This window comes from Thalassoglobus sp., from assembly GCF_048270125.1.
In the GTDB taxonomy this organism is placed as follows: Bacteria; Planctomycetota; Planctomycetia; order Planctomycetales; family Planctomycetaceae; genus Thalassoglobus.
Map to the genome: position 1 here is coordinate 415,455 of NZ_JBLWTN010000002.1, position 12,851 is coordinate 428,305.

At 50.3% G+C, this 12,851-nt stretch carries 15 protein-coding genes; 2 read left to right on the plus strand and 13 right to left on the minus strand.

Annotated features, from left to right (window positions below; all coding sequences use genetic code 11):
* Positions 1–71: 71 nt before the first annotated feature.
* A complete protein-coding gene (locus ACN0YR_RS03905; protein WP_417847883.1) occupies positions 72–938 on the minus strand; it encodes a fumarylacetoacetate hydrolase family protein in 867 nt (288 codons plus the stop codon).
* A 127-nt stretch (positions 939–1,065) separates the two neighbouring features.
* Here ACN0YR_RS03905 and ACN0YR_RS03910 point away from each other — a divergent pair, with 127 nt between their 5' ends.
* Positions 1,066–2,316 (plus strand): lactate racemase domain-containing protein, encoded by a 1,251-nt coding sequence (locus ACN0YR_RS03910; protein WP_417847884.1) that lies wholly within the window; start codon positions 1,066–1,068, stop codon positions 2,314–2,316.
* A 156-nt stretch (positions 2,317–2,472) separates the two neighbouring features.
* Here the strand turns inward: ACN0YR_RS03910 and ACN0YR_RS03915 are convergent, their stop codons facing one another.
* The 12 genes from ACN0YR_RS03915 to ACN0YR_RS03970 all read right to left on the minus strand — a co-directional run bounded on the left by ACN0YR_RS03915 (position 2,473) and on the right by ACN0YR_RS03970 (position 11,589).
* Positions 2,473–2,874, minus strand: coding sequence for a F0F1 ATP synthase subunit epsilon (locus ACN0YR_RS03915; RefSeq protein WP_417847885.1), 402 nt, complete (start codon positions 2,872–2,874; stop codon positions 2,473–2,475).
* Positions 2,875–2,961: 87 nt separating this feature from the next.
* The gene (gene atpD, locus ACN0YR_RS03920; protein ID WP_417847886.1) at positions 2,962–4,416 is read right to left on the minus strand and encodes a F0F1 ATP synthase subunit beta; all 1,455 of its coding nucleotides are present in this window, start codon (positions 4,414–4,416) and stop codon (positions 2,962–2,964) included.
* 55 nt (positions 4,417–4,471) lie between these two features.
* The gene (locus ACN0YR_RS03925; RefSeq protein WP_417848010.1) at positions 4,472–4,798 is read right to left on the minus strand and encodes a four helix bundle protein; all 327 of its coding nucleotides are present in this window, start codon (positions 4,796–4,798) and stop codon (positions 4,472–4,474) included.
* 77 nt (positions 4,799–4,875) lie between these two features.
* Positions 4,876–5,745: an ATP synthase F1 subunit gamma gene (gene atpG / locus ACN0YR_RS03930; protein WP_417847887.1), complete on the minus strand. Its 870-nt coding sequence runs from the start codon at positions 5,743–5,745 to the stop codon at positions 4,876–4,878.
* A gap of 85 nt (positions 5,746–5,830) precedes the next feature.
* Positions 5,831–7,366, minus strand: a complete 1,536-nt coding sequence (atpA, locus tag ACN0YR_RS03935; protein ID WP_417847888.1) for a F0F1 ATP synthase subunit alpha — start codon at positions 7,364–7,366, stop codon at positions 5,831–5,833.
* Complete coding sequence (gene atpH / locus ACN0YR_RS03940; RefSeq protein WP_417847889.1) at positions 7,317–7,958, minus strand: ATP synthase F1 subunit delta; 642 nt, start codon at positions 7,956–7,958, stop codon at positions 7,317–7,319. Before atpH ends, atpA begins: the two co-directional genes overlap by 50 nt.
* A 33-nt stretch (positions 7,959–7,991) precedes the next feature.
* Positions 7,992–8,705 carry a hypothetical protein gene (locus ACN0YR_RS03945; RefSeq protein WP_417847890.1) on the minus strand — a complete coding sequence of 238 codons (714 nt, stop codon included), beginning with the start codon at positions 8,703–8,705 and terminating at the stop codon, positions 7,992–7,994.
* A 129-nt stretch (positions 8,706–8,834) separates the two neighbouring features.
* Positions 8,835–9,485 carry an ATP synthase F0 subunit B gene (locus ACN0YR_RS03950; RefSeq protein ID WP_417847891.1) on the minus strand — a complete coding sequence of 217 codons (651 nt, stop codon included), beginning with the start codon at positions 9,483–9,485 and terminating at the stop codon, positions 8,835–8,837.
* A gap of 56 nt (positions 9,486–9,541) precedes the next feature.
* Positions 9,542–9,838 (minus strand): ATP synthase F0 subunit C, encoded by a 297-nt coding sequence (locus tag ACN0YR_RS03955; RefSeq protein WP_417847892.1) that lies wholly within the window; start codon positions 9,836–9,838, stop codon positions 9,542–9,544.
* A gap of 101 nt (positions 9,839–9,939) precedes the next feature.
* Positions 9,940–10,839 (minus strand): F0F1 ATP synthase subunit A, encoded by a 900-nt coding sequence (gene atpB, locus ACN0YR_RS03960; protein ID WP_417847893.1) that lies wholly within the window; start codon positions 10,837–10,839, stop codon positions 9,940–9,942.
* A gap of 28 nt (positions 10,840–10,867) precedes the next feature.
* Positions 10,868–11,254, minus strand: coding sequence for a hypothetical protein (locus tag ACN0YR_RS03965; protein WP_417847894.1), 387 nt, complete (start codon positions 11,252–11,254; stop codon positions 10,868–10,870).
* A 113-nt stretch (positions 11,255–11,367) separates the two neighbouring features.
* Entirely contained in the window at positions 11,368–11,589 is a 222-nt protein-coding gene (locus ACN0YR_RS03970; RefSeq protein WP_417847895.1) for an AtpZ/AtpI family protein, read from the minus strand.
* A gap of 325 nt (positions 11,590–11,914) precedes the next feature.
* Between ACN0YR_RS03970 and ACN0YR_RS03975 the strand changes: the two genes are divergently transcribed.
* Positions 11,915–12,787 (plus strand): DUF4912 domain-containing protein, encoded by an 873-nt coding sequence (locus tag ACN0YR_RS03975; RefSeq protein ID WP_417847896.1) that lies wholly within the window; start codon positions 11,915–11,917, stop codon positions 12,785–12,787.
* The last annotated feature ends 64 nt before the right edge of the window (positions 12,788–12,851 follow it).

The following is a 12,851-nucleotide window of genomic DNA, read 5'->3' on the forward strand; positions in this document are numbered from 1 at the left end:
GCAAGCTCGACACCCGATCATATGCTTTCTGAGCGATACATTTTAAGTCTCAGGCAAAACGTCGTCGAGAGCTATCCGACGACATTGTTTTGCAGGACCCCTAGTCCAGCAATTTCAACTTCCACCGAATCACCATTCTTCAGCCAGACTTGTGGGTCACGTCCCATTCCGACACCTGCTGGCGTCCCGGTGAAAATGACATCCCCAGGGAGTAGCGTCACGATCTGAGAGATGTACGACACGATTTCATCAACACCAAAGATGAACTCCCTGGTGTTTCCAGACTGCATCTCTTCTCCGTTGAGGCGAAGCTTCACATCCAGTGCATGTGGGTCACCAACTTCATCGCTGGTCACTAACCATGGTCCGATCGGAGCGAATGTGTCAGGAGTTTTTCCCAGCATCCATTGCTTGCCCGGCTTGCCAATTTGCCAGTCCCGCGCTGAAACATCGTTTCCGTTGCAATATCCAGCGACATACTCATACGCCTTCTCTTGCGGAATTTCATAGCCTCTTTTTCCGATTACAATCACCATCTCTGCCTCATAGTCAACTTGAGATGAGACCTTTGGCAGGCGTATGTCCGCTTTGGGGCCAATGATTGTGTTTCCAAATTTTCCAAAACAGATTGGTTCTGTCGGGATCTCCATGTTCGATTCCGCTGCGTGGTCGCGATAGTTCAGTCCGATGCACAAGACTTTTTGCGGGTCTGGGATGGGAGCAAGGAGTTGACCTTCAACTCGGAGTGCGGTTTGAACTCCTCTGTCAAACGCAGCTTGGCACTTCTCCAATCCAAATGGGTGTTGCAGCATTTCCCGGATAGAATTCGGAATCGATGGATCGAAGTGAGACAGCGAAACGTATTCGGGAGTTTCGCCAGAGTGATCCACACCGACAATGCGGATTCCCGAGTTTGTATTCAATGTCGCCAATTTCATTTCAGTCCCTTTCCGGAATCGTTCTTAAGTGCATTGTCCTGCCATTCTCGCAATAATTGAGAACCAGCAAGCTGCATCAGTTTAGTGGATTTGTCCCGTAACATTCAGTTCTACCAAGGGGTCGGTGATGTCTTTTCCTCGAATGCTTCGTATTCGTCAACAGTTCGAGCGCCCCCGGATTGAAGATGTCGCGCAAGAGACGACCTATCAACTTTCTCGACTGAGTCTGGGTTCGCAAATTCAAGGTGGTCAAACAGTTGCAATCACGGTCGGAAGTCGCGGGATTGCGAACATTGCGACAATGACCAAGGCTGTCGTCGAGCACATCAAATCGCTGGGCGGAATTCCGTTAATTATCCCTGCCATGGGGAGTCACGGAGGAGCGACCGCCGAAGGCCAAAAGAAGCTGATTGAAGGTTTCGGAGTGACTGAAGACTTCCTCGGATGCGAGATTCGCTCGTCGATGGAAACAGTCATTGTCGCCGAAACATCCCAGGGAATCCCGGTCCATTTTGACAAAAATGCTTACGCTGCCGATCATCTCATCATCATGGGACGCATCAAACCGCATACTGGATTTGTGGGCGAGATCGAATCAGGCTTGCACAAAATGATGCTCATTGGCCTCGGGAAACATGCGGGGGCACTGATGTATCACCGGGCTATCAAAAATTACAGCTTCGGTGAGATTATACGCTCGGTCGCCGAGATTGTCCTCGAAAAGTGCAAAGTCCTGGCGGGTGTGGCGATCGTCGAAAATGCTTACGACGAGACTGCTCTGATAGAAGCAATCCCCCCCAGCCAGTTTTATGACCGCGAAAAAGAACTCCTCAAACAGGCCCTTGCCTGGATGCCGAAGCTTCCGTTTCCAGAAGCGGATCTGCTGATCATAGACCGAATTGGAAAAAACATCAGCGGAACCGGGATGGATACGAACATCATTGGCCGAAAATACAACGACCATGTCGCCACTGAAAAAGACAACGCAAACGTTAAACGGATCTTCGTTCGCAGCCTCACAGAAGAAACCAAAGGCAACGCAACCGGAATCGGCATCGCGGAATTTGTGCTTCAAAGCTGTGTCGATCAGATCAACACGGAATCAACACGAATTAACTGCATCACCAGCAGTCACCCGACCGGGGCGATGATCCCGTGCGTTTACCAAAATGACCGAGACGCGATCACTGACGCTTTGCAAACCATCGGACTGACTGAACCCGAAGACGCCAGGGTGATGCACATTCAGGACACGCTCCATTTAGCAGAACTGGAGATCAGCGAAGCATACTTGAAAAACAAAACGGCCCACTCATTTGAAATTATGAGTGGACCGTATGAATTCGAAATGAACAGCGGAACGATCAAGAACATCTAGAGCAGTTTGCTCTACCGTGTGCCCGTGAAGAACGCATTTCTCTAGGAAAAATGCTGTTCGCCACGAGGCAGAACCTGCAAACCAATTCGAAAGATGCTCTAGCCTGATGCTTTATCAGTACGAAGAGCGTTACGTTCTTTGGTGAAGGGTTGTGAGTTATCGATCGCCGAGGTTCTTCATTGCGCGGGCTCGGATCAAGGCTTGTTCTTTGGCTGCAAATCCAGCATCGTCAGTTGGTTTCAGTGCCAGTGCCTCTTCGAGATCGGCGTTGGCTTTTGTGGCATCGATGTCGCTTGCAAGAATGGCTTTGTTCGTCAGCAAGGTGACCACAGATCCTTTGATTTGAACGAACCCACCTTCGAGGAAATACGTTCCCGTTCCGGAAGCAGAGTCGAACTTGAGTGTGCCTGTACCCAAACGACCCACCAATGGAGCGCGACCAGGCAGGACGCCGATTTGACCATCAAATAACGGAAAACGGAGACCGTTCACCGGTTGATCAAGAAGTGTCGTTTCTGGTGTCACGAGGACGAGTCGAAGTTCAGTCGCTGCGATCATGGTCTTTACTTTGAGATGAATGATTTGCCGGACACGTGAATTGTCCGGCTAAACACTTTGCTAATTGCTAAATCCCAACTCCTGATTTTAGCCTTCCTTCGCCATGCGTTCGGCCTGTTCAGCAGCTTCCTGAACACCACCGACATACATGAACGCTGACTCTGGCAAATGGTCCCATTTCCCTGCACAGATTTCTTCGAAAGAAGTGATCGTTTCTTCCAGTGAGGTGAACTTACCAGACTTTCCGGTGAAGACCTCAGCCACGTAGAACGGCTGTGACAGGAATCGTTCAATACGTCGAGCACGAGCCACAACTTGTTTGTCAACTTCCGAAAGTTCGTCGACACCGAGAATCGCGATAATATCCTGAAGTTCGCGGTATCTTTGAAGGATCTGCTGAACCTGTCGAGCGACCGCGTAGTGACGTTCCCCGACCACTTGTGGATCGAGAATACGAGACGATGAAGCTAGAGGATCGATCGCTGGATAAATTCCCTTTTCCGCAATCTTACGTTCAAGGTAGATGAACGCATCCAAGTGACTGAACGCTGCAGCAGGAGCCGGATCGGTTGGATCGTCCGCAGGAACATAAACAGCTTGTACAGATGTAATCGCACCCTTCTTGGTCGAAGTGATACGTTCCTGCAACTGTCCGAGCTCAGTTCCCAGAGTCGGCTGGTAACCCACAGCAGACGGCATACGTCCCAGCAACGCGGAAACTTCTGAACCAGCTTGTGAGAAACGGAAAATGTTATCGACGAACAGCAGTGTGTCAGCACCAGTTTGATCACGGAACCATTCCGCCATGGTCAATCCGGTCAACGCAACACGCAAACGAGCTCCAGGCGGCTCGTTCATCTGGCCGAACACCATGCATGTTTGTGACAGCACGGAGCGTCCGGTGTCTCCGATTTGAGCTTCTGCCATTTCGAGAAGGAGGTCGTTTCCTTCACGAGTACGCTCACCCACTCCGGCGAATACAGAGTAACCACCATGTTCGCGAGCAATACGAGCGATCAGCTCAGTCAGAATCACAGTCTTACCAAGACCAGCTCCCCCGAATAGACCTGCTTTACCACCACGAACGAACGGGGTCAGCAAGTCGACCACTTTAATCCCGGTTTCGAAAACTTCCGTTTTCGAGGAGAGATCTTCGAGCTTTGGAGCTTGACGGTGAATTGGCCAACGTTCGGTGGCTCCACAGTCTCCTTCACCGTCAATCGTTTCACCGATGACGTTGAAGACGCGACCGAGTGTCTCTTTTCCGACAGGGACGGTAACCGGCCCGCCGGTGTTGATCACGTCCATGCCTCGGACCAGACCATCAGTCGAACCCAAGGCAACGCAGCGAACACGACCGCCACCCAAGTGCTGCTGGACTTCGCCAGTCAGGTTGATTTTAACCCCTTTGACCTCTTGCTCGACTTTGACCGCATTGTAAATCTCAGGCAAATCTTCCTGAGTGTACTCTGCATCAAAGGTCGAACCGATGATCTGGGTGATTTTTCCGATAGTAGCTTTTGGGGTAGTGTCCGTGGACATGATGACTCTCTGGGGTTGGTAAGTGGGTAGTGGATGGTTGGTAGTGGACAGGAACTTAAATTGAGAGGGTTTTTCTTAACCCTGTAATCATCCTGGCGACCTCTTCAACTATTTCCACAACTGCTCCCAATTCTTCATTAGTAATGTATTCAAGTTCATTCGCAATGACGACGTGCGTGTCACCTTCAGTCAGTGAACTACTGGCGATACTCAAAAAATGAGCGAATTTGTTCGGAGTTCCTTTCCCCTTTCCCTCAGCAATCGTTGCAGGGACTGAAACAGCACTCCAGTGAAGTTGTTGAGTCAGTCTAAAACGTTCATCTGAAGGAAAATTAAGTCTCAATCTGTAGCAGGTGACCACTAGTTGATTGAATTCTTCCAGGCAATCGAATCATGGTGGCTATCAATCCTGCCTGCCACCAGCTTTCCACTCTTTGGTAAATCCAGAACCGCTGTTACTTATTCAAGCGCAGCTGCTCCTCCGATGATTTCGGAGAGCTCGCTTGTGATCTGTGTTTGTCTTGCGCGGTTGTATTTCATTGAAATATCGCGAATCATATCGTCGGCGTTTTCCGTTGCTGACTTCATCGCGATCATTCGTGCGATTTGCTCTCCGACCGCTGCGTCGAGGAAGCATTTGAAGAATCTTGCTCGAAACGCTGCCGGGACAATTTCTTCTAGAATTTCTTCCGGGCTGGGAAGGAATTCGTAATCAACTCCGCTGCTCTCTTGGGAATCTGTTGAGAGATCTCCAAAAGGCAGAATTGTCTCGATGACTGGTTTTTGCCGAGCGGCCGATTGAAAACTTTGGTAAGCCACTTCGAGGCGGTGTGTCTCTCCACCAGTGAAATCTGCGAGATAACGGTTTGCGATCTCGTTGACTTCTTCGAAAGAAGGTTTGTCCTCAAACTGTGTAAACGTTTTGTGGACTGGATTTCCCTCGAATTTCATCGCGGAGATTCCACGCTTTCCGGAAACCTCAACCGTGACGTTTTTGCCTTCAGCTCTCAGTTCACGCAATCGTGCGTTTACCAATCGCAAAATTCCACCATTGTATCCACCACACAATCCACGGTTGGATGTGAGGATCAGCAAGGTGACGTTCTTTGTCTCTTCCGGTTGCAGTAACAGCGGATGACTGAACGTCAAATCTGACTGTGACAGGTCCGAAACAATTTCGTTGATCTTCTGGGTGTACGAAGCTGCTTCTGCCGCCCGGTCCATTGCTTTTTTGAACCGCGAAGTGGCAATGAGCTCCATTGTCCGCGTGATCTTGCGAATGTTCCGAATCGACTTGCGTCGTTTCACTAATGCTCGTGCGTTACCCATTGTCGACGTTGATTTCGATGTTGATGAAAATGAAGTCTTTAGCTGGAGACTTTGTGTGTCCAGCTAAAGAACATGATGACTTCAATTACGCCGTGACAGTTTCCGGCGCGGCATCAGGAACAAAACGACCCTGGAATTCGACGAGAGCCGCTTTGAGCTGCTCTTCGATGGTGTCGGTCAGTTCTTTGCCTTCAATCAGTCCGTCTCGAATTTCGCTCTTCTCTTCTCGGATGAACTGCAGGAGTTCTTTTTCCGCCCGGGCAACTTGCTCGACAGGAACTTTGTCGAAGTAGCCTTTGGTACCGGCGTAAATTGAAATAATCTGGTCTGCGAAGTGGAGTGGTTCGTATTGTGGTTGCTTAAGCAATTCCACCATGCGGTATCCACGATCCAACTGACGTTGAGTCGCTGCGTCGAGTTCCGTACCCATTTGCGCGAACGCTTCGAGTTCACGGAAGGCAGCCAAGTCGAGTCGCAATGATCCGGAAATTTTCTTCATCGCTTTCGTTTGGGCGTTACCACCCACACGAGAGACCGAAATACCAACGTTAATCGCAGGTCGAACACCAGCGAAGAAGAGGTCAGGTTCGAGATAGATCTGACCATCTGTAATCGAAATGACGTTGGTCGGAATGTATGCCGAAACTTCCCCTTCGAGTGTTTCAATGATCGGCAACGCCGTCATTGATCCACCGCCGAGTTCGTTGTTCAGTTTTGCTGCCCGTTCGAGCAGACGACTGTGACAGTAGAAGACGTCCCCGGGATACGCTTCACGTCCTGGTGGACGACGCATCAGGAGAGAAAGTTGGCGATATGCCTGAGCTTGTTTGGTTAAATCGTCATAAACACAGAGTGTGTGCTTGCCCTGATACATGAAGTGTTCTGCCAGTGCAGCACCTGAGTATGGGGCAATGTATTGCAATGGAGCAGGGTCGGCGGCGGTTGCGGAAATCACGATGGAGTAATCCATCGCGCCGTTCGCTTCGAGTGCTTCGATCACCTGAGCAACGTTCGCAGCTCGTTGACCACAGGCGACGTAGATGCAAATGACGTCGTCACCCTTTTGGGCGAGGATTGTGTCGATTGCGACTGCTGTTTTACCAGTCTTTCTGTCACCAATGATCAATTCACGCTGACCACGACCGATTGGTGTCATCGCGTCGACAGCCTTGATCCCGGTTTGGAGCGGTTGCTTCACCGGTTGACGGGCTGCCACACCCGGAGCCGGGTATTCAACAGGCCGTGATTCGGTCGTGACGATTGGACCTTTGCCGTCGAGTGGATTTCCCAACGGGTCGATCACTCGACCAATCATGGCATCCCCGACAGGCACGGAGAGCAGCTCTCCGGTTGTCTTGACTTCGTCACCTTCCTGGATCGTCAGGTAGTCACCAAGCACGATGATACCGACGGAGTTCTCTTCCAGGTTGAAACACAATCCACGTGTTCCCTTGGAGAACTCGACCATTTCCCCAGCCATTGCAGACGACAGACCGACGGCTCGGGCAATCCCGTCACCGACCTCGATCACACGTCCAACTTCAGCTGTTTGAACCTGACCTTGAAAGTCTTCAATTTCCTTCTGGAGAACTGAAGCGATCTCGTCCGCTTTGAATTTCATTGAGGTACCTCTCGCGGAGTCGTTGCTGTAACACTTTCAAGCGTGTTCGCAACGATCCATCGTAAACTGTATCACCGACTTGAATCACTAACCCACCCAGGAGTTCCTGATCCACTGAAGGCATTAAAATCGGCTCGGACGACAACGCATCCTGCAACCGGTTCTTGATTCGACCAAGCTGTTCCTCGGAAAGAGAGACAGCACTTCTGATTTGAACTCGACTCTTGCCTGCACGTTTTTCATGTTCTGCCCGAGACTCTTCGAGAATCAATGGGAGAAGTTCCAGGCGTTCGTGCCGGGCCAAGACGAGCAAGAAATTCGTAAATGTTTGCGACGCTCTTGGTTTAACAACTCGTTCGATCAAGCCGACTTTTTCGTCGTAACTAGTCAGTCCCGAAACGAGTAATTGCTCGAAACCTGCACTCTTCAGAAGCACTTCATCGTGAAATGATGTGAATTCTTCAAGGAGTTCTGCCTGTTTATCGCCACTCACTGCATCGAGCAATGCTGTTGAATAGACACGCGCCACACCTTTTGCACTGGGGTCTTCCAGAACATGCGATGGTCGAGTTTGTACTTGTGTCTCAGACATGAATGAAATCTACTTCGTTGTTCACTTACCGTTTTAATTCGCAACCAATTGGTTCAGCGTGTCGTCAATCAACCGGTCCTGGTCTTCTGTCTGCAAGTTCGATCGAACTTTTGCTTCAGTTGCCTCGGCCACACGATGAGCAAGGTGCTCAAACAGGCTGTTGAGTGACTGGTCACGACTTCGGCTGATTTCATGCTCTGCACGGTGCAGCATCAGACTTGCCTCGCGTTTCGCCAACTCAATAATCTCTGTTTGCGTGTGATTCGCATCACGTCCAGCCTCGGCAATTGTTTCTGCAACGGTTTCATCCATTGCTTCCAACTGTCCACGATACTGGTTCAGTGATTCTTGGGCTTCCGCAAGATGACCTTCAGCCGTTGAGATCAAGGTGATCTCTTTTTTCTCCCGGGCAGCCATGTTGGTTTGCAGGCTTTTCCACAGTCCCAGTTTAACAACTGCGAAGCATAATCCGGCAAACGCAATGATTGACCAAAAGGCTGTGTCCTCTCGAAAAGGAGGAGCACCATGGTCGTCTCCGTGTGCATCGTCATGGTGGACTTCACCATTTGCACCACTCTCGCTGAGGGCATGATCCTCTGCGTGAGCGTGACCGTCATTACTCTGTTCCTTGGCGACTGCATTCGTTGTTGAAACGAATGCAAGACACGTCAGGAACGTTGTCATGAACAATGCCTGAGCAGCAAATTGCCGGACAGCGAACAAGTTGTGATGACTTCGGGATTTCAACGAACAGCCTCTTGTCTCACGCATTTCAACTGACTAGTTCAAATAAACACTGAAGTATTGACCAAGCCAACCAAGGTCAACATTCAATGAACGGCAATGATCTTTACAGCATTGCGTTGTTTACAGGTCTTAGAGTCGGCGACCGACGACATGTTCTGTCGCCAGGGCCACTTGCTCATCAACCATTTGGTCGAGATTTTGAATTGCTGCCTGGTGTGCAGCTTCAAGTTCTCGCAATGCTTCACTTTTCACCCGCTGTGCGTCCTGCTCCGCTTTGGCAACGATTTCTCGTTTTTCGGCCTCGGCTTGGGAACGAGCTTCCGCGATGATCGCTTTCACTTGTTCGTGGACTTCTGCCAGTCTTGCTTCCGACTCGACGCGGAGTTTTTCGACTTCTCGTCGTGCAAGCTCAGCATCGCGCTCCGCATTCAGGATTCTTGCCTCCCGTTGGTTCACAGCAGTAATCAACGGCCCCCAGGCACCTTTTTTCATGACAAAGAGGTATCCTGCGAACAAAATGAATGTCCACAGAAACATTTGCAAGTTGGGCTGCACGGGTGGCAAGTTGAAGTTGAACTTTTTGGGAAAGAGCAAGTTCGCTATCGGATGGACTTCTTCTTCCGCTGCTGCATTTTCTGAGTCAGCAGTGGTTGAAGCTTCCGTTTCAGAAGTTGTTCCGGCTGTCTCTGCATCCTCCGCAATGAGACTGGTCCCGCTTGTTGCAACCAACGCTGCAACTGCAAGCACAACAACATGTCGATGGATTAAAGATAACTTCACGGAACAGTTCCTACGGTAACGAATCCTGATGTGGAGAGCGGGTCACCAGCATCAAATCAAAGAACGATGACGAGGATACAAACAATCAAAGCGAAGAATGTTGCACCTTCGATCAGGGCTGCTGCGAGAAGCATTGCACCACTGATGTCTTTGGCTGCTTCTGGTTGACGAGCCATGCTCTCAACAGCGGCTGTACCGATTTTGGAAATTCCGAAACCACCACCGAGCATGATCAGGCCAGCTCCGATAGCAGGATCAAGAACAATCATCGGGCCATCGGCTGCCAAAGCAGGTGTCGCAAAGAACAACAGTGCAATGACGAAACACCAACTTACTTGTAAAACACGAGACACTTCAACTCTCCTCAACTGGAATTTGGCTCAACCCACACTGGTTGACCATAAACGAATCTGTAAAACCGACTAGCACCACGAACCGGAATCCGGCTTTGCTCTTAGTGCTCGTGCAGCGACATGGCAATAAAAATTGTGGACAGGAAGGTGAACACGTAGGCTTGAATAAATGCAACGAGCAGTTCAAGCAAACCGACACCTATTTGTCCCGCAAGACTTCCGGGCATCACGAGGAACCATTGAGCTCCTCCGGCAGCCTGGGCAATGAATCCCAAAATGACTGCCATGACTGTGTGACCACCCATGATATTGGCAAACAAACGAATGCAGAGCACACCGTTTTTGATGAACAATCCGCCTGCTTCAATTCCGAAGATCATCGGAACCAGCAGAACTTTGATTGGAGCAGGTGCATTGACTGCCGGGACCATATGGGTCCAGAAGCCAACCGGGCCATGCATTTGTGCACCGTAAAAGTACGTTGCGATAAACGCTGTGAATGCCAGTGCACCCGTTACGTTAATATTTGCTGTTGCTGCACCAAACCAGGGGAAGGCACCGAGCAAGTTGCAAAACAAGATATAGAAAAAGCAGGACAGCAGGAACGGAAGATACTTGTCAGCCGGATGACCGATTTCACCTTCGTGGGCACGGTCGCCCACTGAATCCGTGATGTAGGTTGCTGTTTCGTCGTGTGCGTGTTCGTGCTTGTCGTGGTGATGTGGATCGCCGATGACCGGACGAACGACATCATCTCGAATTCTCAGAACCAGCATTTCCCAGAAGTTCCAGAAGTATCCTGTGACCGGGTTTCCACTTTTTGCGTGATTTGCCAACCCTCTGAACACAAGAAAAACCAGTACAGCAGCAAAAACTTGCAGCACCATGTACTTGGTAATCTGGAAACCCATGATCTCCGGCAACTCAATATGAATCCCAAATGGAAGGTGGAATTCATTGAAGTCGTAGACGTGATGGAATGTACCGTGACTTGCCAACATAGGAGAAAATGATTTTAAGGTTTGCGTGTCACGACTCAGGGTTGACCCCGGATCGCTGAAAGTCTTTCAAAACCAGCCAAGTTTCTACAAAGAGACTAGCTAGATAGACAACCGTTATCGTCAAAAAAAAGGGGAGGGTTCTCAAATTTGAAAACTCCCAGGCGACATAACTCGCCAGTCCGGCCGTCATTCCGGGTCGGGCTAAAGTGACAGCGATCATTCCGCCCGGGCCTGTCCCGTATCGAGACAAGATGAGCAGAGTGAAAAAGGCAGCTGGAATAACGACTGCGGTTCCAGCTATTGCTGCCTGTGTTTCTTGAAGGGTGCCAAGTTTGTAAGTGACGAGGCTGCAAAGCCCGCCGACAGCAATGATGACCAGCAAAACGAACACGGCACGCGCAGTGAGTGTTCTCATTGAGGTTAACCCATCTTGCCTGGTTACAACCTTGGTCTCAACGGCGGTTTGTTGCCGTTTTCGCATCCGGAGAGTTTCAAGGTGAAATCAATCTGGAGTTGATCCGTGAGTGCTTACTTCTCGTGAGTCTCGTTCTGATTCTTTTTCTGTTCTGGCGTTTTCGGCTTCGGTGCTGACTCATCCGGTTTTGACATTGATTGAACCAGTCGGAACAATTGCCAAGTGAGGATCAGGAATCCGAAGAGACATCCAGTTAATAAGTACCAGGGGCTCGTTCCCCATTTCGTGTCGACCCAGTATCCCGCACCGATGCACAATGCCAATTCGATGGACATTGTGGAGATTTGGGAGGACCAATAAAGGACCTTCACTGGCACTAATGGCTTCGTGTTTCTCATGGCATCCAATTTGTCGCAAAGTTCGACTCAGGGCCAACATGAGACGCGCGGAGTCTAGTTCTGGGGCAGAGGCAAGTCAAAGCCCTGCCTGAACCTGCTGGCGGAATCCCCAAAAATGGTGATACAATGAGCGGCTGTCGGTTAATTTTGACTAAGTCACGCCTTTCTCACTGATGGATACTTGAGTTTCTAACACAAAGCCCGTTTCTGGATGTCGTGGAAACTTGATTCCTGTTGGTGAGAATACGTCTGAGGAGATGGCATGAGTCATGAGGAACGCCCGCAAGAAGCGGAAAGACTGCGTAAGCCGGACCAGATCTCTGATCTGAGTTCATTGACAGTTCCAGAGCTTCGCGAATTGGCCAAAAGTAAAAAGATCTCAGGTGCAGGACGCTTGCGGAAAAATGAGTTGATTAACGAACTTCTGGCAGTGGGAGGCACGGAGAAGAGCCGGCCTGACGAAGAGGCTGCTGACTGGTTGCAAGTCGAAAATTTCGGCCCATATTGGTTAGGGATCGAATGGCATGTCAGCCAGAAGCTTCAGAAGCGGGCAGCAGCAGCTCTCGGGAGAGACTGGCATCGTGTGCAAAAAGTGCTCCGGATTTACCGTGTTGACTGGGGGGACTCTGGCCCACATGCTCGCGAACATACTGAAGATCTTGAAATACCAGAGCAGGCGTCGCGCTGGTTTGTTCAGATCGATACTCAGTCCAGTGGTTGGAAAATCGAACTGGGTTACCTTGCCCCGGGGGGGAAATTCTTTTCTCTACTTCAGTCAGCGGCGATCGAGGTTGCGAGCTTGCGAAAAGGTGATTCCGGCGTCCCTCTTGGAGCCAGCGATCCACAGCCGCGATCCGCTTCTCGCTTCACCAAGCCAGACAGGTTGTTCCTTGCCATTGAAGGAGAGGTCTCCGTGAATGGGACCACTCATCCAGGGGCGAATGTCAGTGTCGACGACCAGACTGTGCAAGTTCACTCACGCCTTGGGCAATTTCAGAGACGCTCGCCGTTACTCGATGGGCGACTCTTTCTTCCGATTGTTGCAGAGTATGGCAATCAGCGATTGCGGGCTGTCGTCTCGATTGAAACTAACATCCATTATCTCGAAGCAGAGAAAACGAGCTCTGACCTGTGAAACTTGGGATTCCCGGGCAGTTGAGGCAGTCATTATCGTGTATTGTTCCTACAATGAGAGTGAA

Excerpts from the sequence above, each read along its gene's own strand:
- atpA (WP_417847888.1), bottom strand. The coding sequence starts at position 7,366 with ATGAAATTCAAAGCGGACGAGATCGCTTCAGTTCTCCAGAAGGAAATT.
- ACN0YR_RS03975 (WP_417847896.1), top strand. The coding sequence starts at position 11,915 with ATGAGTCATGAGGAACGCCCGCAAGAAGCGGAAAGACTGCGTAAGCCG.
- atpH (WP_417847889.1), bottom strand. The coding sequence starts at position 7,958 with ATGTCTGAGACACAAGTACAAACTCGACCATCGCATGTTCTGGAAGAC.
- ACN0YR_RS03965 (WP_417847894.1), bottom strand. The coding sequence starts at position 11,254 with ATGAGAACACTCACTGCGCGTGCCGTGTTCGTTTTGCTGGTCATCATT.
- atpG (WP_417847887.1), bottom strand. The coding sequence starts at position 5,745 with ATGGGTAACGCACGAGCATTAGTGAAACGACGCAAGTCGATTCGGAAC.
- atpD (WP_417847886.1), bottom strand. The coding sequence starts at position 4,416 with ATGTCCACGGACACTACCCCAAAAGCTACTATCGGAAAAATCACCCAG.
- ACN0YR_RS03970 (WP_417847895.1), bottom strand. The coding sequence starts at position 11,589 with ATGTCCATCGAATTGGCATTGTGCATCGGTGCGGGATACTGGGTCGAC.
- ACN0YR_RS03915 (WP_417847885.1), bottom strand. The coding sequence starts at position 2,874 with ATGATCGCAGCGACTGAACTTCGACTCGTCCTCGTGACACCAGAAACG.
- atpB (WP_417847893.1), bottom strand. The coding sequence starts at position 10,839 with ATGTTGGCAAGTCACGGTACATTCCATCACGTCTACGACTTCAATGAA.
- ACN0YR_RS03910 (WP_417847884.1), top strand. The coding sequence starts at position 1,066 with ATGTCTTTTCCTCGAATGCTTCGTATTCGTCAACAGTTCGAGCGCCCC.
- ACN0YR_RS03905 (WP_417847883.1), bottom strand. The coding sequence starts at position 938 with ATGAAATTGGCGACATTGAATACAAACTCGGGAATCCGCATTGTCGGT.